17 protein-coding genes and 2 pseudogenes are annotated in these 26239 nt (G+C 71.9%); 8 read left to right on the top strand and 11 right to left on the bottom strand.

The features are described from left to right. Positions 1–85: 85 nt before the first annotated feature. The 4 genes and pseudogenes from ACZ38L_RS30645 to ACZ38L_RS30660 form a co-directional block, all read right to left on the bottom strand. Complete coding sequence (locus ACZ38L_RS30645) at positions 86–835, bottom strand: polysaccharide deacetylase family protein (protein ID WP_465699362.1); 750 nt, start codon at positions 833–835, stop codon at positions 86–88. Between the two features lie 497 nt (positions 836–1332). After that, positions 1333–2352 (bottom strand): YHYH protein, encoded by a 1020-nt coding sequence (locus ACZ38L_RS30650; protein WP_465699403.1) that lies wholly within the window; start codon positions 2350–2352, stop codon positions 1333–1335. Positions 2353–2844: 492 nt separating this feature from the next. Then, positions 2845–3360 (bottom strand): annotated as a pseudogene (locus ACZ38L_RS30655) (hypothetical protein); the annotation flags it as partial. Between the two features lie 84 nt (positions 3361–3444). Continuing rightward, positions 3445–4059 carry a TetR/AcrR family transcriptional regulator C-terminal domain-containing protein gene (locus tag ACZ38L_RS30660; protein WP_465699364.1) on the bottom strand — a complete coding sequence of 205 codons (615 nt, stop codon included), beginning with the start codon at positions 4057–4059 and terminating at the stop codon, positions 3445–3447. Between the two features lie 119 nt (positions 4060–4178). Here ACZ38L_RS30660 and ACZ38L_RS30665 point away from each other — a divergent pair, with 119 nt between their 5' ends. Continuing rightward, positions 4179–5651 (top strand): FAD-dependent monooxygenase, encoded by a 1473-nt coding sequence (locus tag ACZ38L_RS30665; RefSeq protein WP_465699366.1) that lies wholly within the window; start codon positions 4179–4181, stop codon positions 5649–5651. Between the two features lie 52 nt (positions 5652–5703). Here ACZ38L_RS30665 and ACZ38L_RS30670 read toward each other — a convergent pair. Beyond that, positions 5704–6024 (bottom strand): annotated as a pseudogene (locus ACZ38L_RS30670) (SRPBCC family protein); the annotation flags it as partial. Positions 6025–6530: 506 nt separating this feature from the next. Here ACZ38L_RS30670 and ACZ38L_RS30675 point away from each other — a divergent pair. The 4 genes from ACZ38L_RS30675 (at position 6531) to ACZ38L_RS30690 (ending at position 10037) form a co-directional block, all read left to right on the top strand. After that, on the top strand, positions 6531–6683 hold the full coding sequence (locus ACZ38L_RS30675) for a hypothetical protein (RefSeq protein ID WP_465699368.1): 153 nt from the start codon (positions 6531–6533) through the stop codon (positions 6681–6683). A gap of 260 nt (positions 6684–6943) precedes the next feature. Continuing rightward, complete coding sequence (locus tag ACZ38L_RS30680; protein ID WP_465699371.1) at positions 6944–7453, top strand: hypothetical protein; 510 nt, start codon at positions 6944–6946, stop codon at positions 7451–7453. A 228-nt stretch (positions 7454–7681) separates the two neighbouring features. After that, the gene (locus tag ACZ38L_RS30685) at positions 7682–8647 is read left to right on the top strand and encodes a hypothetical protein (protein ID WP_465699373.1); all 966 of its coding nucleotides are present in this window, start codon (positions 7682–7684) and stop codon (positions 8645–8647) included. Between the two features lie 298 nt (positions 8648–8945). Further along, positions 8946–10037 (top strand): (Fe-S)-binding protein, encoded by a 1092-nt coding sequence (locus ACZ38L_RS30690; RefSeq protein ID WP_465699375.1) that lies wholly within the window; start codon positions 8946–8948, stop codon positions 10035–10037. A 405-nt stretch (positions 10038–10442) separates the two neighbouring features. Here ACZ38L_RS30690 and ACZ38L_RS30695 read toward each other — a convergent pair whose 3' ends face one another. Continuing rightward, positions 10443–10751, bottom strand: coding sequence for an IPT/TIG domain-containing protein (locus tag ACZ38L_RS30695; RefSeq protein ID WP_465699377.1), 309 nt, complete (start codon positions 10749–10751; stop codon positions 10443–10445). Between the two features lie 868 nt (positions 10752–11619). Between ACZ38L_RS30695 and ACZ38L_RS30700 the strand changes: the two genes are divergently transcribed. Further along, a complete protein-coding gene (locus ACZ38L_RS30700; RefSeq protein WP_396563440.1) occupies positions 11620–12105 on the top strand; it encodes a hypothetical protein in 486 nt (161 codons plus the stop codon). Positions 12106–12222: 117 nt separating this feature from the next. Then, on the top strand, positions 12223–12747 hold the full coding sequence (locus ACZ38L_RS30705) for an NAD-dependent epimerase/dehydratase family protein (RefSeq protein ID WP_465699380.1): 525 nt from the start codon (positions 12223–12225) through the stop codon (positions 12745–12747). Between the two features lie 1536 nt (positions 12748–14283). Here ACZ38L_RS30705 and ACZ38L_RS30710 read toward each other — a convergent pair. After that, on the bottom strand, positions 14284–15645 hold the full coding sequence (locus tag ACZ38L_RS30710) for a Mu transposase domain-containing protein (protein WP_465699383.1): 1362 nt from the start codon (positions 15643–15645) through the stop codon (positions 14284–14286). Between the two features lie 401 nt (positions 15646–16046). Between ACZ38L_RS30710 and ACZ38L_RS30715 the strand changes: the two genes are divergently transcribed. Further along, on the top strand, positions 16047–16814 hold the full coding sequence (locus ACZ38L_RS30715; protein ID WP_465699385.1) for a hypothetical protein: 768 nt from the start codon (positions 16047–16049) through the stop codon (positions 16812–16814). A 98-nt stretch (positions 16815–16912) separates the two neighbouring features. Here ACZ38L_RS30715 and ACZ38L_RS30720 read toward each other — a convergent pair whose 3' ends face one another. From ACZ38L_RS30720 to ACZ38L_RS30735, 4 genes are all read right to left on the bottom strand, one after another. Beyond that, the gene (locus ACZ38L_RS30720) at positions 16913–17539 is read right to left on the bottom strand and encodes an ATP-binding protein (protein WP_465699387.1); all 627 of its coding nucleotides are present in this window, start codon (positions 17537–17539) and stop codon (positions 16913–16915) included. Between the two features lie 10 nt (positions 17540–17549). Then, positions 17550–23999: an SDR family NAD(P)-dependent oxidoreductase gene (locus ACZ38L_RS30725; protein ID WP_465699389.1), complete on the bottom strand. Its 6450-nt coding sequence runs from the start codon at positions 23997–23999 to the stop codon at positions 17550–17552. Positions 24000–24082: 83 nt separating this feature from the next. Continuing rightward, entirely contained in the window at positions 24083–25417 is a 1335-nt protein-coding gene (locus tag ACZ38L_RS30730; protein ID WP_465699405.1) for a beta-ketoacyl synthase N-terminal-like domain-containing protein, read from the bottom strand. A 121-nt stretch (positions 25418–25538) separates the two neighbouring features. Next, the gene (locus ACZ38L_RS30735) at positions 25539–25748 is read right to left on the bottom strand and encodes a DUF5988 family protein (RefSeq protein ID WP_465699391.1); all 210 of its coding nucleotides are present in this window, start codon (positions 25746–25748) and stop codon (positions 25539–25541) included. Positions 25749–26239: the final 491 nt, after the last annotated feature.

The raw sequence follows: 26239 nt of genomic DNA on the forward strand, positions 1-26239 counted from the left end.
GCTCCCCCACCCCCCCCCCCCACACCCCCCCCCGCCCCCCCCCCCCACCCCCCCCCCCCCGCCCCCCCCCCCCCCCCGGCCCGGATCAGCTCGCCGGGAAGTCGAAGGTGTAGCCCTGCTGGACCAGCCACGGCAACAGCTGGCGCAGGGCGTCGACGGTCTGGCTGCGGTCGCCGCCGCCGTCGTGCATCAGGATGATCCCGCCGGGGCGCAGCTCCTGCTTGACCGTGGCGATGATCGAGTCGACTCCGGGGCGCGCCCAGTCGCGCGGGTCGACGGTCCAGCCGAGCGGCCGCAGGCCGTCCTGCACGGCGATCTGGCTGGTGCCGGTCGTGAAGTCCCCGCCGGGGGCGCGGTACCAGGTGACCTGGGTGCCCGGTCCACCGGCCTTGGCGATCATGTCCTTGGCCCCGTCGATCTCGCTGACCTGCTGGCCGTGCGGGAGGGTCCGCATCGGCTGGGGGTGGTGCACGGTGTGGTCGCAGAGCCGGTGACCGGCTGCGACGATCCGCTTGACCAGGGCCGGGTTGGCGGTGGCCTGCGGGCCTATCTCGCAGAACGTCGCCTTGGCGTGGTACTGCGCGAGCAGGTCGAGGACCTGCCCGGTGTACGGGCCCGGGCCGTCGTCGAAGGTGAGCGCGACGGTGTGCCCGCCGGTCGCGGTGCTGTAGACGGTCGACGGCGCCGGCGTCTTCGGCGCGGGTGCGCTGGCGGTCTGTGCCATTGCGCCCGGAGCGGCACTGATGCCGATCCCGGTCAGGGCGAGCGTGGCAAGAGCGGCGCGGCCGACGGTCGTGCGACGGGACAGGGAACGGCCGGTGGTGCGGTTCGACATGTTGGCTGGGGCTCCTCGGGGTTGGGGGTCCATCGCCGGTGCGACGGGGGGAGTCCTCCAGCGTGCCAACTTGCCGGCAGTTGACAAAACATTTACCAGTGCTTGAGACAACGAAAAACGGACAGTAGCGGGTTCGGGGGCGCCGCGTTGCCGGACGTGATCGTCGCCCTCTGTCCATGATCTGCGTCCCACGGTCACATTCGGGCCCCGCGTCCCGCGCCACCGCCGCGCCCCGCGCGGCATTCCGGCACCCTCCTCGCCGCCCGGCCCGTGCCAGGGATGCGGGGTCGAGGGTGGGTGGCCAGCCCTCCGGCGGGCCCTCGCCCCGGCCGCGGTGCGCTCGTCGCCAGCGCGCCCGACCTCCGGCCGCCTCGTTGGGCGCGCCCGAAGCTGCTCCGCTCCACGGCCAGCCCCGCTGGGCAGCCTTGAGCCCGGCTTCGAAGCGGCTGGTGGCGCCGAGGCGTTCCACGTGTCACCGATGTCCGGCGGTTCTGTGCCTAGTGCCAGCCGTGCCCGGATCCGGGCACCGTCACCGGCTTCCCTCGGAAACATCCGATGGAGTACGGATACTCTCCATTGAGGTGGTAGTGGTACATGACGACCTTCTTGCCGTCCCACATGATCGCGTGTGTGTGACCGTGGCAGACATCCAGATCCCCGTTCTTGACGATCTTTCCGTCCTCGCCGCGCGGCCCGAAGATCCCGAAGCCGTCGATGGCGTATCCCACGAGCGGTGAGTGCCGGGAACGGGTGTCCGCGGATCCCCTCGAAGGCTTGCTGCCGAAGCAGGTCTGCGAGGGGCCGTGGTAGTGGTACTGCGTGTCGTACGGATGGCCCCAGCAGCGGTCCAGCGGCAGCGCCGCGTTGGGGTCGACCGGTCGGTCCTCCGCATCGGTGGCCACCTCCAGGTGGAAGGTGCCGCCCGCCAGAGCCATCCCGGTCGTCAACTGGTCGATGCACGTGGGCTGCGCCTGGACAGACGGATCGCGCGGAACGGCGACGTCGAGGTTCCACGGTCTGATGGGGATCGCGGCGGCGTTGGGGTACCCGTGCGCGGGAATCTCCGCGTAGTACTTGTAGGCGGGGGTGCCCTTCTGGACGGGGAAGCGCCCGGTGGGATGGTCCGGGAGGCCGTTGCCCTTGAAACGCCTCTCGGTCGCGGTCGTCGACACCTTCAGGTACTGGTGCCAGTGCATGGTCCCCGATACGAACGGGCGCTTGAGTACGTCGATCACACCGTGCGCGTCGATCCACGGGCGGTCGGGCCGGGTGAGGGTCCCCCCTTTGCAGGCGAAGAGGGTGTCGCGCGCGGGTGAGGCGATCGACGTGCCGGTAGGGGGTGTGTGCAGGCGGGTGATGAGCGTGCCGTCTCCCTCGCCCCGTACGTCCTCGGCAGCCCACGCGGATTGCGGGGCGAGCGCCGCCACGGCCCCGGAGTTGGCCGGGGCCATCGCTGGACCCAGCAGTGCACTGGCGGCACTGGCCGCCGCGGCAACGGATCTGAGTACGCCGTACATGAACGCTCCCCGTCTCGGGCGGCGAGCCGGCGATCTCGGCCCAGTTCCCGCCGCCCGCATCACCTCACCACGTCCGGCCACTGATGCCCCGCCGACACGTACGTGCGTTCGGGTGAGCCCGCGTCCGGGTCGCGCCGTCGCGCGGCCGGCATCTGGTCCGCCACCGCATCTGCCGCGCCCTGCCCCGACGGCGGCGACCAGGGCCTGGCACGAGCCGCCCACGAAGGCCGCGTGCGAGGAGGGCCGGTTCTGGCCGGCGCGCTCAGGGTCGGGTACGTCACTTCGCTGACCCCTCGCCCAGGCTCCTGCGCGGCTGGGTGCGGGTGGCGCGTTCGAACAGGTCGGCGATCTCCTCGCCGATTCGCTCCCGCAGCGGCTGCTGGACCAGGTTGACGGCCCGTTCCCCCGTTCCCAGTCGAGGGGAGTGAAGTCGTCGTGCACGACGATGGTCTGCCGCTCACCGGGGGTGGTGGTGAAGAGGCCCTCGTAGGTGTCGGTGTTCAGCTGGATGTGGACGGCGACCTCGTGGACCACCGCGTACCAGAGGACGTCGGGGGACAGGCTCAGCGGCAGGTGGGCGGAGAAGCACAGGTGGATCGCGCGCAGCAGCAGACTGGCGTCCGGCTCGGCGATCCCGGGTCGACTGCTTGGCGGGCCGAACAGGGCGGTGGTGCTGCGGTGGTGGAAGTGCGCCCGGTCGCGGACACGGCCCGTAGGAAGCGTTCGTTGCCGACTTCGGTGAGGCCGGCGGCCAGTCGCTCGGCGTGGGCATCGCTGTCGGCGTTCGCGCCGAGCGGCAGGTCTATCTCCAGGGTCATGACGGTCCTTTGGTGGTGCGGCTGGTCGGCGCGGGTGGGCGCGGATCTCGGCGACGGCCCGTGGGCTCCGGCCCTCGGCTCGGCGGTGGGCCGGGGGCGTGGCCTCGTCGTGCGGAAGCGGGCTCGAGCCGGCCAGTCCGTGCCACCAACGGATGATCACGCCGGCCCGTGTCAGACTCCTGGTGATCACGCCACGGACGGCAGGACGTATCCACCTTCGGAGGTGGGAGCGGAGCGCGTTCGGCCGCCCCCGCTCGCCGCCGCGTCCCCGGCCTCAATCCTGCTCGGCAAGCTCGGCCCGGGGAAGGCCGGCGATGATCAGGCCGAGGGCGAATTCGAACCGCTGGTCGAAGCTGTCGGGGCCGACGTACGGCAGGACCTCGGCCAGGGCCGGGTAGCTGTCGGCCGGGGCCTGGTCCGGGAGGAGGGTCGGTGTGGTCTCCTGGGCGGCCTGCTGTTCCTGGGTGAGGCCCAGGGTCAGGTAGAAGATCGTCCAGTGGGTCCACGCGGCCGTGCGCGGCGAGTGGCCGGCCGCCAGCAGGGTGGCGATCACGGTGTCGGCGTAGCGCAGCGTGCGGGGCTCGGCCGCGAAGACGCCCGCGACCATCCTGGCGGCGTCGCGGTGGGAGAGCAGTGCCGTGCGGCAACGGAGGCTCAGTTCCTTGAGCCGGTCGGGGAAGGCCTCGGGCAGCGGCTCGTCGAGACAGTGCGCGAGGAGTTCGTCGGAGGCCAGTTCGAGCAGGCGGCCCTTGCTGGAGGCGTGCCAGCGGACGGTGTTGTGCTGCACGCCGAGCCGGGCCGCGACGGCGCGCATGGTCACGCCGTCCAGCCCGTGCTCGTCGAGGACCGCCAGCGTGGCGGCGACGATCTCGCCCCGTGTCGTACCCATCCGATGCGCCTCTCCGGTCGGCTTCCGCGCCCTGCCGTCCCAACCCCTGTTGTCCAATGGATAATTCTAGGGCATGCTCATCCTTGTCCAACGGACAAGAGTGAGAGGAAGTGGTCGTCATGCTCGACGTGCTCATCGCCGGGGCCGGCCCGGTGGGGCTCTGGCTGGCCACGGAGCTGCGCCTGCACGGGGTGGAGGTGACCGTCGTGGAACGCCGGGCGGCACCGGACGGACGGTCGCGCGCGGTCGGCATGCAGGCCGGCACGCTGGACACCTTCGCCACCCGCGGACTCGCGGAGCGGTTCATCGAACGGGGCACCCCGGTGCCGACCGGCCACTTCGGGGCGGCGACCACCAGGCTGGACTTCTCCACGGTCGGAGCGGTGCACCCGTTCATGCTGGCGCTCGGTCAGTCCGTCACCGAGCAACTCCTGGAGGAGCACGCGGTCGCCGTGGGCGCCCGGGTGCTGCGCGGGCAGGAGGTCGTCTTGCTCGTCCAGGGGCCGGACGCCGTCGAGGTGGTGGTCCGGGCCGGTGGCACCCACCGGACCGTGCGGGCGCGCTGGGTGGTGGGCTGCGACGGCACCCGCAGCGCGGTGCGCCAGGCGGCCGGCATCGACTTCCCCGGTCAGGACACCACGCTGACCGGGTGGCTCGCCGACGTCGAACTCGACGACCCGCCCACCGCGCCGCTCGCGGCCACCGGGCCGGCCGGTTCGTTCCTGGCGGCCCCGATCGGCGACGGCGTCCACCGGCTGGCGGGCCTCTCCACGGCCACCATGCACCACGGCACCGGCGAACCGCTGACCCTGGGGGAGGTGCGCGAGCAGACCCGTGCGCTACTGGGACGGGACCTGGGCATCCGCAACCCCCGGTGGCTCTCGCGCTACGGCAACGCCACCCGCCAGGCCGCGCGGTACCGGGCCGGACGGGTGCTGGTGGCCGGGGACGCGGCGCACATGTTCTTCCCGGCCGGTGGGCAGGGCATGAACCTCGGCATCCAGGACGCCACCAACCTGGGCTGGAAGCTGGCCGCCACCCTCCAGGGCCGGGCGCCCGACGGGCTGCTCGACAGCTACGACGCGGAGCGCCGGCCGGCCGCCCGCGCCGTCATCGACAACACCCGCGCGCAGCTCGCCCTGTTCGCCGCGGCGACCCCGGAGCAGATCGCGCTGCGCGAGGTCTGGTCCACCGCGCTGGCCGAACCGCAGACCAACCGCCAGTGGGCCCGCAGGATCGCCGGTTTCGACGACCCGCTCCCCGCCGACGCCGCACCCGGCGCCCACCCGCTGGACGGCACGCGACTGGCCGGCCTCGCCCTGGACACGGCCGACGCACCCACGGCCCACCCGTTGATGCACCACGGCCGGCCACTGCTGCTGGACCTCGGCGGGACGCGGACGCCGTGTTCCGCGGGCGGTCTGGAACGGCGGGCAGCCACCGTCAACACCGAAGCGGCGGATCCGATCTGGCGGGACGTCACGGCCGTTCTGGTCCGACCGGACGCCCGGATCGCCTGGGCCAGCACCGACACCGACCCGCAGCGCCGGGCCGCGGACTGCCTCACCGCCCTGCGCGCCCTGTGCCGCTGAACGCGCTCGCGCCCGGGCCCAGCCAAGCCGATGCTCCGCCACCGGTTCCGGATCAGCGGCACTCTGACGCGTCATGGGCCCGCTGCTCGGCGGTGGCCTTCAGGGCATCCAGCCAGGCGTCCAGGCCCTGCCGGAGGATCTCGGTCGCGGTGGGGACGTCGGCGTCCACCTGGGGGCCGGTGTGGGTCTCCTCGGTGCTCGCCAGGACGCCCCCGGGGACCTTGGCGAAGGTCCAGACATGCACGCCGTCGATGTGCAGCCCGGTGCCGTCCGCGGGGCCGGTCCAGCGGATGCAGGAGCCGTGCGCGATCTGGCGGACGGTCGAGGTGATCACCAGCGTGGTGGCGGGGAGGCCGGCCGTGGGCGGGACCGGCACCCAGCAGACCGACGGTGGGCGGGAGGACGAGCAGGGCGGTGCGTAGTCCGGACATGGCGGTCCCCTTGGTCGACTGGGCAGCGGGTGGCACCGGTTGAGCAGGCATCAGCCCCCTGCGGGGGAGTGAGATGGCCAATCGACCATTAGAGGCTATAACTACCCTTGACGGCGAGTCAAAGACTGGCGGGTCTAGCCAATGCGTGAGTACCGGGTGGCCGCCTTCGGGGCTCCGGCCGCGATCGCGTGAATGGTCGATCTTGTCGGCACTGGGCGGCTGGTGGGGCGTCCTGGTGCGATGGATGATGCCGAGGCGATACGGCTGCCCCGAGTTCGCCCACACTTCGCCCGGTTCAGGTGCCTTCGTCTTCCTTCCTGTTCCGGCTCCGTCACATCATGACCCATCGTCCGCATGGCCCGCGGCCCTGATCGCCCGGCAGTGTGGGACTCGGCCGGGCGACACCAAGCCACCGGCCGCCTGGGACGTAACCGAGGGGGAATCTGCCATGCGCAAGCTCGCGCTGTTCGGCCTGACGCTCGTCGCAATGCTCGGCGTGACTGCTGGCGCCGGGATCAGTTCGGCCGGCCAGTCGCGATCGCACACCGTCCTGGCGGACACCGGTTGGGGTGATCCGTGCAGCCTCCTGTATTGCAGGTGAGCCTCCGCGGCCCTGCCCGGCCACCACTGGTCCCCGGGCAGCCCACCCGGGTGCGTGGACGGCGGCAACCAGTCGTCGACGGGCGGGAGGCGGGACCTCGCGCCCGGGTGGCAGAAAGTGCGGGCCGGGTTCCTGGGCACACGCGAACTCCTCGATGTCGGGGGAGTGCCTCGGCCTGCCCGAAACCGCAGGAGCCAAGCACGCCGGGCTGGGACCGGCGCAATCCACGACCAATCCCGCAAGAGACGGAAGGAATTGTCATGATCATAGCCATACGTCGCACGACGCGCCTTCGCAGGGCCGCCGTGGTGGGCGCGGTGCTCGCGGCCACCACGCTCGGGATCGCCGGCACCGCCTCGGCCAACAGCATCGTCACCTGGCAGAACAAGGCCACCGGGAACTACCTCTGGGCTGGGCAAGGAAGCTACCCGGCCCCTGTCGGCACCGGCAGCGGGTGCAGCTCCTACACCTACGGGTGTCAGTGGTACGACGAACTCCAGTCGGACGGCACCTGGTTCGAGGCGAGCCAGCAGAACAACAACCAGTGCCTGGACAGCGACGCCCACTGGGGCAACGAGGGCAACACGTACACCATGGACTGCAGCGGCAACAACAACCAGCGGTGGTACGAGATCTCCACCACGAACGGCTGGGCGCTGCGGGACAAGGCCACCGGCTTCTACCTCGACGGCGGCAGCGGTCCGCAGGGCACTGGCGCCTACACCAACAGCGCCTACGGCCTGGGCAACAACTACCAGCACTGGACCTGACGCTCCCCAGCCGCCGGCGGTCGGGAACCTGCCGCCAGGCTCCCGGCAGCGAGCGCGCGTGCCGCGCAGCACCACCATGGGCGAACCACGCCCATTGGCGGCAGCACGTGGGCAGAAATCAGTCCCCCGGGGCGGGGCCGGGCGAGGCACGGACCGTGCCTCGCCCCGGGGCCCGCACCTTGTGCCGCTTCCCTCTCTTCTCGCCTCGTTCGCGCCCAGGAGCCAGCGATGCAGGCCGATTCCACCCGCCGCCCGCACAAGCAGGGAACCCTCCGCTCACTGCGCCGCAAGGTGGCTGTGAGCGGTCTCGCCGTCATCGCGGCCGGGGCCGTTGCCCTGGCCCACCTCGACCAGGCCCCGGCCGCACCCGAGGCCCAACTGAGTGCCTTCACGATCAGCCCGCCCGCTGGTGTGACCGTGACCTACCGGACGAACGGTGCGGAGCTCCTGTCGGACGGATCGATGATCCTGCCCCTGGACGCCTACGACGCCTACGCCACCCCCGATGACGAGAATCTGATCTTCAAGGCCGCGACCCGGATCGAGCAGGCCTGCATGCACACCCAGGGACTCACCCTGCCGGCCGGCTGGGGAGGCAACTACCTGCCCACCCCCACACCCCCGTTGGTGTACTACGGCGTCTCCACCATGGCCGACGCCCAGCAGTTCGGCTATCGCATGCCCGATCCCACATCCGGCACCGGCGCCCAGCCCGCCGTCCCGCAGAACGTCGTCAGCGCCTTCAACGGCTGCGCGGGCAAGGCCTACGACGTGCTCGACATGGCCGAGGCCAACGACGCGAGCTCCAGACTGGAGAACCTCCGCTCCAACGCCCTGGACCGGGTCTTCGCCGACCCCCGCCTCCGAGCCGCCGACGCCGCCTGGAGCACCTGCATGAAACAGGCCGGATACAACTACCCCAACCCGCTCGCCCCGCAGCACGACCGGAGCCTGCTCGGGCGCGGACTGCCGGTTCCGAAGGGTGCCACACTCCCACCGCCCTCCCCCTACGAGAAGCACGCGGCAGAAACCGACTTCACCTGCAAGACCAAGACCCAGTACATGCAGACCTTCACGACGCTCTGGGGCACCTACCAGCACCAGGCCATCAAGAACAGCACCGCTCAACTCCAGCACATCCTCGGCGAATGGAGCACGGTCCTCCAACTCGCCCGCACCCACCAGACAACGTGACGAGGCCTCGCCAGCTGGTGCACGACGCGCACAAGCCGTCCTGTCGTACTCGACCGCGCGCAGTTGAAGCCTCGCAACGGCGAGGAAGTGGCAGGAGCACACGCCCGGCGAGGCTTCCGCCATCGGCCCGCACAGCGCCCCCGGCCGGAAACGAGCAGTGCCCGCAGGAGCTTGGTGGCGTGGCGGGCGTTCATGCGGACCTCGGCGAGGATGCGCCACGACGGACCACCAGCGTGACCCGGCCCTGCCGCCCGCTCCCGAACCGCGCACCCGGCTGGCGTTCGAGGTCGTCGGCGGCATGCGCGGTGCGGCCGACCGCTGCATGAACATCGGGCTGTGCCGCAAGAGCGGCACCGGTGCGATGTGCCCCTCGTACATGGCCACCCGGGGCGAGGGGCACTCCACCCGCGGCCGCGCCAACGCCCTGGTGAAAGCACTCTCCGAACCGGACCCCCGACGGGCACTCGGCGACGAGCGCCTGCACGAGATCCTCGACCTGTGCCTGATGTGCAAGGCCTGCAAGAGCGAGTGCCCGTTGGGCGTGGACATGGCCGCGCTCAAGGCCGAGGCCCTCTCCCACCACCACGACCGGCACGGGGTCCCGCTGAGGTCCCGGCTCTTCGGCGACATCCGCCTGCTCAACCGGATCGGCTCGGCCACCGCACCGCTGGCCAACCTCACCGGCCGCAACCGCTCCGTGCGTCGACCGATACGGCGCCGGCTGGGCATCACCGATGCCAGGCCCGTGCCGGTCTTCGCCCACCGCAACCTGGCCCGCTGGTTCGGCCGGCACGAACGCGCGGTCCCGGTTCCCGGACTGGGCGAGGTCACCTTCCTCGCCGGCTCCTTCACCACCCACACCGGACCCGACAGCGGCCGGGCGGCCGTCGAGCCCCTGGAACTCGCAGGCTGGCGGGTCCGGTTGGAGGCCGGCGGTTGCTGCGCCCGCTCCAGCCTCGCCAAGGGGCTGCTGGACGACGCGAAGGAGAAGTCCGGCCGGCTCGCGCGCGCCCTGCGCGCCGGCAGCGCCCCGGGCTCACCGATCACCGGCTGCGAACCGTCCTGCCTGATGACGCTGCGGGACGAGCACCTGGCCCGGCACCCCGACGCCGCCGCCGTCCGGGGCATCGCCGGGTGCGTCCGCCAGTGGAGGAACTCCTCACCGAGGCCATCGACGCGCGGCGGCTCCGCCTGCGGGCGGACCGCTGGCCCGCCGGGCGTCGGCGCCTCTACCACGGTCACTGTCACCAGAAGGCGGAGGTCGGCACCGCCGCCACCATCGCCCTGCTCAGCCGGATCCCGGGCGTCGAGGTCGTCGAACTGGACGCCGGCTGCTGCGGCATGGCGGGTTCCTTCGGCTTCGAAGCCGAGCACTACGACCTCTCCATGAAGGTCGGCAACGACCGGCTCTTCCCCGCCGTCCGAGCGGAACCCGACGACACCGTGATCGTCGCCACCGGCGCCTCCTGCCGGCAGCAGATCTTCCACGGCACTGAACGCACGGCCTGGCATCCGGTTCAACTCGTCGGGGGGCGGTGCTGGTGGCGACGGAGCGCAGTGCGCGGGAGGCACTGCGGAGGTGATGGACCGGGAAACCGGCATCCCGTCGTACGTCCGTCCAGGCGCGAAACCGGGGCCGCCGCGGTCGAGCTGCCACGTGCGCCGCAGGCTCTCGAAGCCGTGCGTACCGTCCGGACGACTCGCCGGGGTGCCTTCGAAGCGGAACCATCTGCTGGAACATCACTCGGGCCGGGCCTGCCGACCGCCCTTCGTGTCCTAAGCGATCCCCAGAGCGTCAGATGCCGGGTAGCTGAATCTGGGTGTAGGTGAGGGTGTTGCTGGTGCCGCCTGGGGTGGTGACGGTGACCTGGACGGGGCCCGCGGCCTCGGCCGGCGTGGTCGCGGTGATCTGGGTGGCGGAGACCACGGTGAACGATGTGGCCGGCGTACTGCCGAAACTCACCGCGGTCGCCCCGGTGAGGTTGGTGCCGGTCAGCGTCACCGTGGATCCTCCCGACACCGGCCCCTGGCTTGGAGCGAGCGCGGAGAGCGTCGGCGATGCCGCCGGGGCCGCCGTTGGGAGCGGGGTCTGGGACGTGTTCATGGGGCCTCTCCAATGGCGGCTGCCAGCCGTCGCCCGGAGGAGGTGATGGAGAGCGCCCGGGCGCTGCCAGGAGGTGCCTCTATCCGGGATGTCCGGCCGCCTGAGCCCGGTGGACGTGTCGGGCGACAGGAGTGCCGCCTCGGATGCCAGGACCGGCGTGGGTGGAGCCGCCCGTGGCGGTGACCACGACGTCGACCGCGCCGGCTGTCCCACGTGCGGTGACGTCGGACAGTCGCCGTCGTGGGCACTCGGGTGGCGACGTCGGTGGCAACCGACTGCTGGCGGTGGGCGACTCGGCCGTACCGGCTGGTGGATCCTGTCGCCTCAGTGGGCGTCCATCGCAGCGCCGGATCCGGGATGCCCCTGAAGCCGATGACAGGCCGACCGCAGCCCCCTCCGGCGGCTGGTGGCCTACGGTTCGGATACGTGAAGTAATCCATTTCCGCCAGGGCTCTGGCAATGGCTCCGGCATCACATCACCCGAACGGCAGAGCGCTCACGGCCGGCGCTCACGGCCACGCACGCTCCCCTCGCCACCTTCACGCCCGCGAAGGGTACGGGCTTCTGCTCGTCAGGCACGGTCTGCCACCTTGAACCAACCGGCAGACCGGTGGCCGGAAAGATCCGGGCTGGTTCGTTGTTCGATCCAGGCATGCCCCGGTGCGGTGCGTGCGTTCTCGGAACCCGGGCCGCGGCGCCATGCCGGAGTGGCCAATTCCACTGAGCGCCAGCGTAGTTGGCGTAACCGCCGTGACATCCCACTGGTTGTTCCGGCATGACCGTATACACACTCTCGATTTCCGACGATCATGCTGGTTCGTCGTCGCCCGGCACCGGCGAGGTCCCCTCGGGGCACCGGGCGCTGCGCATGGCGGCCGAGGTCGGTGTTCGCGCCGCAGGATGGATCCGCGGCGTGGCGGAACGGCAGGACCACGAGCTCCACCAGGTGGTGCTGGGCGCGTACGCGGACGCCGTTGAAGTCGTGCTGACCGGGCTCGATCCGGCTGATGAGGACGTGCCGAACGGGCGCGGGACCTGGACGGCGGGTTGGGGAGGCGTGAGCGCCGAGATCAGGGAGGAACTGGACGGATACGTGGTGCTCAGCAGCCCACCGGCCAGCGGTGATCGTCCTGACCTCACCACGGTCGAGGGCCTGTCCTTGGTGGCCATCGGCGCGCTCGCCCGGATCGCCCCCGCCGCCGTGACCGGTGATATCGAAGACCTGATGATGTTGTGCGAGGCGATCGGGCAGGCCCTGGCCATTGTCGAGGAGAACTCCGCTTGCTCCGCCGCCCCGGTGGCCGGGCCGACAGAGCGGGTCAGAATGCCGATCAGGTGCTTTGGTGATCAGTAGGAGATCTCCGCGCCGTTCGTGCCGGGTAGGATCACCCGGAGCCGAAGGCCTCGTTCCGCTGTCGCAGGTGTCCCTCGTCACGCACATTCGTTTCGGGCGCAAGCACGAGAGGTTTGTATGAAGGTTCTCATCGCCGGCGGTGCCAGCTTCGTCGGTGACACGATCGCTTCCGTCTGCATTGACCACGGGATCGAGCCCGTCATTCTGGGAAATATCGCGGCAGCTCGGGGCGAGATCGCCGCGGGCCACACCTTCTACGTGGGCGACATTTCCGATGTGTGCCTGATGGAGCGAATCTTCGCCGATCACCCGGATATCTTCGCGGTATTCGACTGCACGGCCCTGATGACGGCACGGGCGTCCGCGATCCGGCCTGTGCGTGAACACGCCGAGAGCGTGACCAGGGGAATCCGGTTCATCGGGCACATCGTGCGCGACGGCTGCCCTCGTTTCCTGTCCGCTCCGATCAACCAGATCGGAGCGGAAGGGCGATCGGAACCGCCGGTCAGCGGCGGTGGCGGCACTGGTGTGCCAGCCGGTGCTGCCGCGGGGGCAGCAGGGCGCGCCGGGGGTGCGGGACGAGGAGCCCGCGCGAAGTGGGCACGCAGCGCGACGGCACATGGGCGCGGTGGGGACTGGTGAGTGACCCGATGAAGTCTTCCGGCGGGGTGAGAACGCCGTTGACGGTCGGCCAGTGCGCCCACGTCACGGGCTCGGAGGCTTGGTCGTCCGAACAGTCGGACGGTTGTTCTGTCAGGAAATCCGCCATCAGGTCCGACGCGTGCTCGACGCCGGGGGAGGGCACTTCGACGAGGTGACCGGAGGTCATGAGGTGCACGTCAGGATGGAGTGCCTTGCATCCGACGAAGGACCCCACGGGGATCAGCCAGTAGGTGCGGTCGTCCCGGCCGTCGCAGAGGACCGGACCGACGCGCTCGATTCCCGGTCCACCCAGGAGGCGCTCCAGCAGCGGCATGCCCAGGTGCGCCGGGACGCTGACGGCGTCCCATCGCACACCGGAGGGAACCGCCAGCAGGTGGTGCGGCTGGGCGGCCCATCGGATGACGGCCTGATCGCGCCGGTACCGGCCGAGGACGCCAGCCAGCCACATCCCCGGTGTCATGGCGGCCGCCTGTTCGGGCGTCAAGGCTCGAGGCTTTCCGATGGTGGGTAGCGGCATGCTGGCTCCGTTTTCTCCGTGATGAAGGCGGAAGAGAGCGGGCGAGTCACGCTGCGGCGCTGGCCGGTAGGCGTGACCGGGGTGGTCCCGGCTCAATCCGGTGTCGTCCTTGGCGTTGGCGGGCACCGCTCGTACCGCCACCGTGCCGACCGGTGGATCCACCGTCCGCGACACCGCGCCGTCCGAGCAGAACACGCATCTCGCCCATGGAACAACTATCAGGAACTTTCGGGAGGCAAAGGTGCTAAATGTGACTAAACCACCCTGCTGAGTGAATATGCCATAAGCAAAGTCGGGAGGCCGCGCTGACTGGGCGTGAAGGAGGACCGACCCGTTCCGGTCCCGCGCGGCTCGGTACGACCAGCGCGATCGCCACCCGTCCCCGGTGCCGCCGGCGCGGGCGATCCCACCCCGCCGGGACAGTTCCTCCGTGACGGTGACGGGATCGGCTGCCCGGAGCGCCGGCCGCCGGCCGTACCCGGGATCGTGCAGGTCCCCGGGCCGGTGAGCCAGTTCGCCGTCGTCGGCACTCGAGCCGGGCGGGAGCGGTCGCCGGCCCACCGGGCGGCGGCGCGGTCGGCGGGTGGCGTCCCGGGGGAGGGGAGGTCAGCCGGTCGCATCGTCAGGCTCCGATGGTCCGACACTTTCTCCGGGGTGGAGAGTGATCCGCGGCCGGAGGGGCTCCCGCGCCGATGCCTTCGTCCGGGTCACGAGGTGCAGGGCCAGCAGTCTCTCGACACCGACAGCCTGGAAGTCGGCTGCCGTCGACTCGAGGACGTGACCGCGACTGTGGTCTTCCGGAACGCGTGCCATTCTCGGTTTTCCTTCCCTCTGTCGGTTCGCCGGTGAAGGTCGGAGGTCTGGCGGACCGGCTGGTGGCCTCCGAAGTCCACAAGACCCCGCCCGCCGGGCGGCCGCTCGGCCGGTCACCGCGGTCCGGGCTCCGGGCCGAGCGGTCACGACGGGCGGTGGCGAGCCCGGGCCGCTGTTTCGAGGCTTCACCGCCTCGGTCGTGCCGACAGGTACCTCGCCCGTGTTTGGCAGCCGTGAGCGGGCCGGTTCGCCGATGGCACGTGCGAGCGGGAGGCCGCCGAGCCGGTGCCCGGGGCCGGCCCGCCGTCGCCCCTGAGGAGGGCTTCGGCCTCGGCCAGCGCTTCCGGGGAAGGCGGCCGGTTGCCCCTGCTGCCGGGGCAGGAACGGACCGCGGAGCGTGACGCGCGCGTGGGACGTTCCAGGGTGATGAGATCGCGCCGGCCGAGCACCGTCTGGCCCGCTCCCAGCGGGGCCAGCACGAAGCGCGCGATGATCGCTCCGTGCTCCGTGGTGATCGACACGTACGGCTCGTCCAGGCGCCGGTGGACATTCACCACGGCGCCGGCCAGGTCCGGGGGCAGCGCGTAGAAGTTTCCTTCGAAGCACACGAGGCCCTTGGCGCCGACGGTGCGCCGAGTGCGGAGGCGAGCCGGGAAGGGTTTGGCCGGCAGGGGCAGCAGCGCTCTGGTGTCACAGGCCGGTCGGCGGGGGCCGGCCGAAAGCTCGGCGAGCCGGTCGAGACTTGCCTGTGCGGCCGGCATGCCGATGCCTTTCGGCATGGAGTGCCACCAGCGCTGGGCGACGGAGTGACGGGAGCGGTCCACCGAGGCCTGCTGGCCGTCCCGGGTGCGGATCGCGACGGTGGCCCCGTAGTACCGGGCCACGCTCGTGAAGGCGGCCGTCACCCTGCCGGTCGCCGAGCACATGGGAGCCGTGCGGTCGAACAGCCAGCGCTCGCCCGTTCCTCCCAGACGCCTCATCACCTGGTCCATGGCCTCGACGCAGTGCGCGAACTCCCTCCCCTGAGTCAGTGCCGCGCGCCAGCGACTGGAGAGTGTGAGTGAACCCATCAGCAGGTGTGCCCGGCTCCCACAGCCCCACTCGGCCGGCGGGTCGTCCAGTTCCACCCAGTCGAACTGGACGTCCTCGCCCGGCAAGCTGTCCGCCGCCGCACCGAACCCCTGGGGTGTGCGCTGGCACAGTCCACAGTTCGGCCGGGGCACCCGTTTGCGCAGTGCGCGAGTGAAGGTCGAGTAGGCGCCTGGATACCCCAGTTCGACCACCTCGCCGAAGAGCACGGACGCTCGCAGGTGCGGATCATCGCTGAAGCGCTGGCGGCAGTAGGGAAGAAACCGCAGGAAATGGTCCTGGGACGGGACTCGGACTCCCACCGTCCGCTCCCCGTTCAGGTAAGCCCGCACCGTTTTCCGGTCTCGCCCCAGATGTCGGGCGACCGCTGAGAGGGACCACCCCTGGCGACGCAAGGCGCAGGCGTCCTGGTATTCCTCTTTCCTCAGCATCCGAACCCCTTTTGGCGGCGTACTCATCTCGGCGCGGGGTCTCGAATTCGGGAAGCCCCCTGGCGGTCCGGAAATATAGCATGAAGTGACGGAGATCACAGTAGGGAAAAGGTTTCTCCTGGGTTTGTGCGCTGGGTAATTCCGGGGAGCGATGGGGATTGTATAAGAACTCGGCCGCAGTGCATTTTCCGGAGGAGATGGGCCGGGCCGTCGGAGCGCGTGAGTAATCCCGGTTAGCGGCCGGTAATTGACTATTGGACGACACCCGTATGCCGTACATGCGAGGCCGTGGGTATCTCGTTGACGGGGTATGAGTTCAACGCACCAATCCGCGGGCGCGTCGCCCTGGACCCGGGATCCGGTCGTGGCGCGATGCCGGACGTCGATACCCCTGCCAACCGCGCGCCGGCGTGCTCGGGGAGACCGCCGTGTATGACCCGATGGGCGACCTCTTCCCCCAGTACGGGGTCACCGTCTACGGCACTCCGGACGGTTACCCGCAGGACCCGCCGTACGACCGGCCGGACTGGGGCGACGATCCCCCCGTCGCCGGCACGCCGTGGCCGCCGTACCCGACCGTCGAGACGCTGGGCCTCTGGGAGCAGGAGGGGGCCTTCGTCCTGCCGCCTCCTTGGGCGCCCACCGCCGAACCCGCCGCAGTCGAGCTCGATGCCGCCCCGCCGCCCCTTCCCCGCCGCCGACGACCCGGTCGGCCGGTGACCCCGTGGTCCCAGTTTCTCGGCCCGGCGGTCGGCGGGCTCACCGCCGTGACGGTCGGCATCGTCTGTCTGCTGGACTGCGTGCTCTCCTACGGTCCGTTGCAGGACCTCGCGTTCTCCCGGGTGCCGCACGGGCTGTCGCGCTTGTGGCCGATCGCCGTGTACGGGCCGTGGCTGGCCGGCTGCCTGTCAGCGCTGCGCGCGGCCGTGGAAGGACGCCGGCCGAGGGACTCCTGGACCGTCCTGATCCTGTCGACGAGTGCGGTGGCCGGGCTGTGCGTCGCCGCCGTGCCCTGGACCGTGCTCAACATCGTGGTCGTGGGCCTGCCCCCGATCACGGCCATGATCTCCTTGCACCAGCTCGTCCGCCAGCTCGACACCGTCGGCAGCCCCGGCCCCCGCTGCGCGGCGCACCGCCGGACGCTCACGCGCCTGCGCCATCCGCGGTCCGGCTCCGGCACTGACCGGCGGGGGTGACGCCCGGTCGGCCCGGACGTCGTGGGGCCGCGTACGGAGGGAGGGACACGGGCGGCGCTGCGCGCGGGGTGTGGGCCCCACGCGCGGCGCCTGCCCGTTCACACGACGCTCGGGCGGGGAGGCGGGAGGTGGGTGTCACGGCCGTCGGTGAGGAGGGGTCGGTGAGGGGGCCGCGCCGGGATCGCGAGGCCCGCCGGCTGCGGGGGCCACAGGGCCAGCCGGCAGGAGACGGTCTTGGTCCCATCGGCATGCGCCTCGCAGAGCCAGGCGCCGGCGACGTGTCCGACCAGCAACAGGCCGCGCCCGTGCTCGTCGGAGACGTCCGCGCCGGCGGGCCGGGGCACGCCGGCGGAGCGGTCCCTGACCGCGATGGACAGCCACTGCTCGTCGTGCTCGATCGTCACCGTGATGGGGTGCTGGTCGGGCGAATGCTGGATCGCGTTGGTCACCAGCTCGCTCGTCACGAGCTCGGCGGCGTCCCTGAGGTGCTCCAACTGCCAGAGGCGGAGCATCGAGGCGACCAGGTGGCGGGTGTGGCAAACCCGCTCGGGCCGGGGCGGCATGAAGGCCATGACGCGGTGCCCCTCACCGGCGCCTGTCGCCGTGCCCGGGCGCTCCGGGGGGATCACCGGCGTCCTCCGGGCCTGCGCGGGGACGGTCGTGGGCGGCGGGTCGGTGGGAAGGTGGCCGCCGGTGGCGGTGGCGGACGGCTGAGGTGTCTCCATGGTCCTTGCCTCAGGTTCCCGTCGTGGTCGGTCGGGTGTCGTTGGTGCCGTCCTGGGAACGGGGCCGGGGCTGCGGGCCGTCGTCACCGTTCAGGTCCAGGCCCATGTGCTCGGCGAGGCCGGTGGCCAGGGCCGCCAGGGTGGGGTGCTGCCAGACGAAGTCGCCGGCGAGTCTGGTGCCGAGACCGGATTCGAGGCGGGTGCGCAGTTCGATCCTCAGCAGGGAGTCGAAGCCGAGTGCCTTCAGCGGGGTCTGGGGGTCGAGGGTGGCGCTCCCGAGCCGGAGCACGGTGCGGATGTGCTCGGCCAGGTAGTTCTCGAGGGCCGTGCGGCGGGCGAGGCCGGGCTCGGCGGAGCGCAGCTCGGCCCGGATGTCGCGGCTCGGGTCTTTGGTGCTTCCCGTTCCCGCTGCGTCGTGTGTGAGGAGGCCGAAGAGCGAGGAACGGCGGCCGGCCGCCGGGATCCAGGTGTCCGGCGTCCCGGGGATGACGCCGGTGCGTACCCGCTGGTGCGTCAGGAGCGTGGCGAGGGCCCGGAGTCCGTCCTCGGTCGGGATGGTCTGGTAGCCGCGGGCGGCGAAGTCGGTGGCGACCCCGGTCTCGCCCCAGGGGCCCCAGTTGACGGCCAGCGTGCGCAGGCCGCGGGCGGAGCGCCAGATGGCGAACGCGTCGAGCCAGGCGTTGGCGGCGGCGTAGGCGCCCTGACCGGGGTTGCCGAGCAGGGAGGCCATGGAGGAGTACAGGACGAACCAGTCGAGTGCCAGCCCGGCGGTCGCCTCGTGCAGGCGCCACGCGCCGGTGGCCTTGGGGTGCCATACCCGTTCCAGCTGGTCGTCGGTGATGTTGGTGACCGCGGCGTCGTCGAGGACCATGGCGGCGTGGACCAGACCGCGCAGTGGCAGGCCGTCGGCGGTGGCCGTGGTCACCAGGCGTCCGGCGGTCCCGGGCTCGGCGATGTCGCCGAGGACGACGCTGATCCGGGTGCCGCTGTCGCGCAGCCCGGCGAGGATCCGTTCGGTCTCCGGGGAGGGGGGCGTGCGTCCGTTGAGGACGAGGTGGGAGGCGCCCTGGTGGGCCAGCCAGCCGGCGGTGGCGAGGCCGACGCCGCGCAGGCCGCCGGTGATGAGGTAGGCGCTGTCCGGCCGGACCGGGGAGGGCGGGTCCCGCAGGACGGCGGTGCCACTGCCCTCGGCGGGAACGGTCAGGACGAGTTTGCCGATGTGCCCCGCGCCGGCCATCAGGCGGAACGCGTCGCGGGCCCTGGCGAGCGGATAGGTCCGACAGGGCAGGGCGGTGAGGGCGCCCCGTTCGAACTCGGCCAGCACCTCCCGCATCACCCGGGCGAAGGCCTGCGGACGAGAGCGCTGGAGTTCGATGAGGTCGACCGCGCTCATGGTGACGTTGTGCCGCAGGGGAGCCAGACCGAGCGGCGTGTCGGCGAGGATGTCGCGCACCCCCAGCTCGACGAACCGGCCGAAAGGCGCCAGCGTCTCCAGCCCGGCCCGGATGGCCTGCCCGGACAGTGAGTTGAGGACGACGTCGACGCCCTCGCCCGCGGTGGCGGCGCGGGCCTGCTCGGCGAAGTCCAGCGATCGGGAGTCCCACACGTGCCGGACGCCCAGGTCGCGCAGGTACCGGCGCTTCTCCTCGCTGCCGGCGGTGGCGAACACCTCGGCCCCCAGCCGGCCCGCGACCGCGAGCGCGGCCAGACCGGTTCCGCCGGTGGCACTGTGGATCAGGACCCGCTCGCCCCGCGTGAGCCGGGCCACGTCGTGCAGGGCGTACCAGGCCGTGAGGAACGCGGTGGGCAGCCCCGCCGCCTCGTCGGGGTCGATCCCCGTGGGGATGGCCGCCACGGTGAAGGCGGGGACCGTGGTGAAGGAGGCGAAGGCCCCACCGCGCAGGTCGGCGGCGAGCACGGTGTCACCGGCACGCACGTGGTCGACGCCGGGGCCGACCGCGGTGACCACGCCGGTGCATTCGAATCCGACGCGGGAGCCGGCGTCCTCGTCGGTGGCCAGCAGGCCCATGGCGGTGAGCACGTCGCGGAAGTTCACGCCGGCGGCCCGTACCCGCAGCTCGACTTCCCCGGGACCCGGTGCGCGGCGCGTGGTGACGGTGAACTCCAGGCTGTCGAGGTCGCCTAGCCGGCCGGCCCGCAGGCGGAAGCGGTCCACGCCGTAGCGGACGGTGCGCGTGCTGGCGCTCGCCCGTTCGCCCTCGGACAGCGGGGTGTAGGCCAGGCGGGCGATGTGGCGGTCGGTGCCGCGCAGGGCGACCTCGTCCTCGGGGGCGTCGGCGGCCAGTTCCCGCGCGACGCCGAGCAGGTCGGTGTCGGCGGGGTCGGCGTCGACGAGGGTTGCCCGGAGTTCCGGGTGCTCATGCGTCAGGACGCGTACCAGGCCGCGCAACGCACCCTGGGCCGGATCGGCCGCCCGGTCGGGCTCGAGGTGGTGGGCGGCGCGGGTGACCGTGTACAGGCGCGGGGGCTCGGCGCAGGCGGCGGCGGCCTGGGCGATGGCCAGCAGGTGCCGGGTCCGGCCCAGGGCGACCGGAGCGGGGTCGTCCCGCACCGGTGAGGGCGGTGCGCACAGCAGGACCACGGCCCTCGGCGGGCTGAGCGGGGGTGCCCACCGCTCGGCGATGAGGTTCCTGAGCCGTTGGAGCGTGTCGACGCCCACCGCGGCGTCCAGGCTCTCGGCCGTCGCCCCGGTGGCGCGTAGGGCGTCGGTCAGCAACTGGGCGGAGCCGTCCGCCTCGCCCACGACGAGCCAGCTGTCCAGCGCCGGAGCCCCCGCTGTCCCGCCGAGCGGCTGGGGGTGCCAGCCGGTCTCCAGGAACCACCGGTCCGGGCCGGTGTCCTGGCTCGCGCGGTGGTGGACGAAGCGCAGGGCGTCGATGTCGACGACGGGGTGGCCACCGTCGTCCAGGAGCAGGACGCGGCCGACGGTGCTGCCCGCCGGAGCGGGGATGATCCGGGCGTGGGCGTACACGGCGGTCCCGGGGTCGCCGAGGATCCGCACGCTCCTCACGTGCACGGGCAGGACCAGGCCCTGGCCGGGTTCCCGGACCAGGCCGGCCACCACGAGTTGCGCGCACAGGTCGAGGAGGACCGGGTGGATCCGCAGCGCGTGTGGGGCCGTTCCCGCGGCGGCGGGAACGGTGACGCGGGCCCAGAAGCTGTCGCCCTCGGGCGAGGTGCGCAGCTCGGTGATCCCGCGGAAGGCCGGTCCGTGTTCCAGGCCACGGGCCCGCAGGCTCGCGTAGAGGGCCTCCGGGTCGAGTGCGACGGGATGCCGCGCGGCCAGTTCGGGCACGGAGAGGGCCGGCCCCCGTGGGGGCCGTTCGGTGCGGCGCAGCACGGCGTTGGCCTGTCGTATCCAGGCGCGGTCCTGGTCGCGGCCGAAGACGTCGCAGTCGGCGCGGTCGGGGCCCAGGCGGGTGGCGGTCGTCGTCGCGTCGGTGTGGTCGGCCAGGTGCATCAGTTCGCGGAAGTGGATGTCGACCGCTTCGACTTCGTACGGCTCGGCGTGGAAGACCTCGCAGGCGGCGGTCAGAGCCAGGGCGCAGTAGGCGGCGCCGGGGAGCACGGGAGTGCCGTGGACGCGGTGGTCGGCCAGCCAGGGCAGTGCGTCGGTCCCCGTGTCGGCCCGCCAGGAATGGCGCAGCTGGGTGCCCGGCACCTCGGTGTGCGTCCCCGGGAGGGTGGTCGGCGAGCCGCCGGGGCCGTGGGGGGTGTTCAACGGTGAGGTGGTGTCCGTCCAGTGGGGCCGGCGGTCGAAGGTGAGCGGCGGGACGTCGGCGAGGCTGCCTCCGGCGTACAGGCGGGACCAGTCGACGGTGACGCCGGCGCAGTGCAGGGCGGCGAGCTGGGTGCGGAAGGTGGTCGGCTCGTGCTCCGCGCGGCGCAGCGTGGGCAGGACGACGGGGTCGTGGAGCAGGCCGTCCAGGCCCTGCTTCACGGTGTGGGTGACCACGGGCTGGGGGGAGACCTCGACGTAGACCTGGTGGCGGTCACCGGCCGCGGCGGCGAGGGCGGCGGCGAACCGGACCGGACGGCGCAGGTTGGCGCACCAGTAGGCGGCGTCGAAGAGCGGGGCGTCGCGGGGATCGTCCAGGACGGTGGAGTAGAAGGGAACCGTGGGCTGGCACGGGGTCAGATCCGCCAGGGCGGTGGCGAGGTCGGCGAGCAGCGGGTCGACCTGGGAGCAGTGCGAGGCGATGTCGACGTCGATCAGGTGCGCGGCGATGCCGCGGGCCTGCCAGTCGGCGGTCAGCCGCCGCACCGCACCGGTGCTGCCGGCCACGACGGTCGAGCCGGGCGCGGCCAGGACGGCCACGCACACCGAACCGCCGGCGTGGTGGGCGGTGAGTTCCTTCTCGACGGCGGTGCTGTCCAGGGCGACGGTGGCCATGGCGCCGGCCCCGGCGATCCGGGTGAGGAGGGCGGATCGCCGGCAGATGACGCGGACACCGTCGGCCAGCGTGAGCGCTCCGGCCGTGACGGCCGCCGCCACCTCGCCCATGGAGTGGCCGACGACGGCGGCCGGCTCGACTCCGTGGGCGCGCCAGGTGGCGGCCAGCGCGACCTGCAGGGCGAACAACGTCGGCTGCACCCGCCCGCAGCCGGTGATCCGTTCGCGGTCGCGGACCGCGTCGAGGACGGAGAAGCCGGCCTCGGCGGTGATCAGCGCGTCGGCCTCGGCCAGGGCGTCGGCGAAGGCGGGCTCGTGCTGCAGCAGGTCGTGTCCCATGCCCTGCCACTGCGAACCCTGGCCGGAGAACACCCACACCGGACGCCGGCTGACCCCCACCCCGACCGAGCCCCAGACCACGCCCGGGTGGGCGTTCCCGGCCCCGAACGAACTCAGGGCGCGGATCAGTTCGCGGTGCGAGGCGGCCACCACGGCGAGGCGGCCGCGCCCCAGGCAGCGGCGCAGCGCGAGGGTGTGGGCGACATCGCGCAGCGGGACGGCGGCCCCGTCGTCCTCCAGCCAGTGGGCGAACCGCTCGGCGGCGGTGGGCAGCGCGTCCCGGGAACCGGCCGGGAGGAGGAAGACCTCCGGCGGTGCGGTGCGCTGGGCCGGCAGGCGCGTGCCGTTGACGGCGGTCACCTGCCGCGGCAGTGAGTACGTGGTCGCGGGCAGGGCGCGGGCGACGGTGATGGGTGCCTGTTCCAGGACCACGTGGGCGTTGGTGCCGGAGAAGCCGAAGGAGGAGACCGCCGCCAGTCGTGAGGACGTCCGGGTGGGCCAGGCGGTCAGCTCGGTGGGGACGAACAGGCGGGTGCCGTCGGCGGCGATGGCCGGATTCCAGCGGGTGAAGTGCAGGTTGGGCGGGATGAGCCCGTTCCGCAGGCAGAGCACCGCCTTGATCAGGCCGACGACTCCGGCGGCCGGCTCCAGGTGCCCCAGGTTCGTCTTGACCGATCCGAGTGCGCAGCGGCCCTGGCCCACGCCGTAGACCTCGGCCAGGCTGGCGAACTCGACGGGGTCCCCGACCGGTGTGCCCGTGCCGTGGGTCTCGACCATTCCCACTTCGCGCGGGTCGGTCCGGGCCCGCGCCAGGGCCTGCCGGAACACGGCCTGCTGGGCGAGGCCCGAAGGGGCGGCCAGACCGTCGGAGCGGCCGTCCTGGTTGACCGCCGAGCCGCGGACCACGGCCAGGACGCGGTCGTTGTCGCGCAGCGCGTCGCGAAGGCGCTTGAGGACGACGACGCCGCAGCCCTCGCCGCGGACGAATCCGTCGGCCGCGGCATCGAAGGTGCGGCAGCGCCCGGTCGGCGAGAGCATGCCCATCCGGGCGAAGGACATCGTCGTGCGGGCACCGAGCACCAACGTGACACCGCCCGCCAGCGCGAGGTCGCACTCCTCGTTGCGCAGGGCCTGACAGGCCAGGTGGAGCGCCACCAGTGAGGAGGAACAGGCGGTGTCCAGGGCGACGCACGGCCCGTGCAGGCCCAACAGGTAGGAGATGCGGCCCGCGGCCACGCAGTGTCCGTTGGTCAGGATGGAGCCCTCCAATTCGCTGGGCCGGCCGGCGAGGGACTCCATGTAGTCGGTGTAGCTGAGGCCCGCGAACAGTCCGGTCGGGGTTCCAGCCAGCTGGTCCGGAGGCAGTCCGGCGTGTTCGAGCGCCTCCCAGGCCACCTCCAGCAGCAGCCGGTGCTGGGGGTCCAGGACGTCCGCCTCCTTGCCGGAGACTCCGAAGAAGTCCGCGTCGAAGCCGGAGACGTCCCGGAGGTAGCCGCCCCACCGGGGCACTGCCGGGGCCGGGTCGAGCGATCCGCCCGGGGCCTGTCGCTGGGCCCGACCCGGCGGGGGGTCCCCGATCGCGTCGCGCGCGTCCACGAGCAGTCGCCACAGCGCGGCGGGCGAATCGACGTCGCCCGGCAGTCGGCATCCCATGCCGATGACGGCGATGTGCGGGCCGGCGGGTCCCGGCTCGTGTGTGTGGTCCATCACGGGGTGCTCCATCTCGCTTGAGCGGACGCGAACGGGGAGGGGGCGGGCACCCCGCGTCGGCGGGGCGTCCGACGGTGGGCCTAGGCGGCGTCCGGGCTGCCGAGCAGGAGCGCGCTCTTGACGCCTCCGATCTGGTAGTTGCAGCTCAGCGCGTAGTCGAAGGCGAGCGGACGGGTGTTCACGCCGGGCACCGGGTCGAAGGTGAGGTTGTCGGCCGGCTCCTCGCAGTTCGCCGTGGGGCACACCTCTCCGTTTTCCAGCATGAGAAGCGTCAGCGCGACGCCGAGGGCGCCCGCCGGGGCGCCGTTGTGGCCGAAACAGGCTTCCTGGGAGGTCATCAGCAGGTCCGCCGCGCCGGGGCCGTAGAGCTGTGCGGCGGCGTTCGACTCGAAGGCGGTCACCACCACGTCGCCGTCGCTGCCGCCGTGGATGTAGGGCACCTGGTCGACCGTCCAGCGGTCCCCGAGGCACGCGCGGACGGCGGCGACGAGTGAGGCGCCGCTCTCGTCGCTCGCCAGCGGGTTGGCGAGGCCGTCCCGGGTCATGGCGTGCGAGAGGACCTGGCCGTAGGCGTGGGCTCCGCGCCGGTGGGCGCGCTCGCGGCTCTCCAACACCAGCGTCACCGCGCCCTCTCCGTGGTTCACGCAGTCGGCGCGTCGGTCGTAGGGCCGCATGACCCGGTCGAACGACGGGAGCAGCTCGGGCATCCCGTCCACCCGGATCGACTCGTAGCTGCGCTGGGCGCCGTGCAGCAGTCGTTGGACGTTGTTGATCACGTTGACGCCGAAGACGTCGACACCGGTGACGACGGCGAGGTCGATGTCGCCGTCGGCGATCATCCGGCGGGCGTTGCCGATCTGTACGGCGGAGGAGGCGCAGCCGCACGACACGGTGAAGCAGGGGCCGGTGGTACGCGCCAACGCCCCCTGGACCAGGGCGACGTCGGACGGGGTGAGCGCCTGCTGGGCCCTGACGAACAGCTCCATCGCCTGTTGCGGGGTCGTCGTTCGGGCGTCGGCCTCCAGGACGGCGAGGTAACTGGGGACGTTGGCGTCGATGCCCCCGCGTCCGGCCAGGACCGCGGCGTCGGCCAGGTCGCCCGCGCGGATGTCCAGTCCCGCGTCCGCGCAGGCTTCCACCAGCGACACCAGCCCGAAGCGGTGCGCGTCGGTGTAGTGCTGGGAGAAGATCCCCGGCAGATCGGGCAGACGTTCCTCGAACGCGGTGGCCGGCAGGTCGACCGAGCCGTAGTAGACACCGTGGTGCTTGAGGCAGGACCGTCCCTGGGATGCCACGTCCCACACGTCGTCCGCGGTGAACACGGGCGAGCTCTCACCGGGCAGGCAGAATCCCATGCCCGTGACCATGGTGTCCCGCGCGCTGGTGCCGCCCGCGGCGGGCCGCCGCCCGCTCATGACACCGCGCGTACGGCCAAGACGCCTGATCATCGCCCCGGTCCCTGCGAGGGAGAAGCCGCTCATCAATGCTCACCTCTGTGTCAGTAGCGGTGCGGTGGGCCGTCGTGCGGGAGCGGAGCTACTCCGCGATGGCCGTTCGATACGACCAGCGGTAGACGGGCATCGGCTCGCCCCCGACGTCGTCGTACTCCTGGCAGAACTCGAAATGCTCGTAGCCGTTCCCGTGCGCTATCTTCAGTCGATCCTCGACCTCGCCGTCCGGGATCTCCCAGATTGCCGGAAGGTCGCTCGGACCGCCTCTGAGCAGCACGAGAAACGAATGAGACATGATGCCGCCTAACGCGCAGGCCGGCGCAATGTCGGCCTTGCCAAGGATTCAAATCCTGTACGAATTGACGTGATTTGCTCGTACCCGCCGCAAGTCGATGTCAACCAGGCTTGCCCGGTAGCAGGAGGGGCAAATCGGGGGCGCGTATCCGATGCGAGCTACGGCTTGCTCGGAGGATTCAGTCAAGGAATCCTGGCGAGCTTTCAAAATAGACATACTATGCAGCCCGGACGGGGAAACGGCCACTGGCGCGACCTGGCTGGGCAGACTTGCCGGTCGCGTCGATCTCCGCCGCTCTCGGCAGCACATCACCTGGTCAAGGCCAGTTTCCCGGTGCCGGCCGGCCCGGCATCCGGCCTGTTCGCCGAGGGCCTTGGCGGGTGACCGGCCACGATATCGGCCTGCACGCCCCGAGTGCCGGGTGCCGGATCCCGCTGCGCGTGACGCTCTCCCGGCAAGTCCGTCCATCCGGATGCGGATCGTGAAGATCT

Source organism: Kitasatospora sp. NPDC024654, assembly GCF_055559155.1.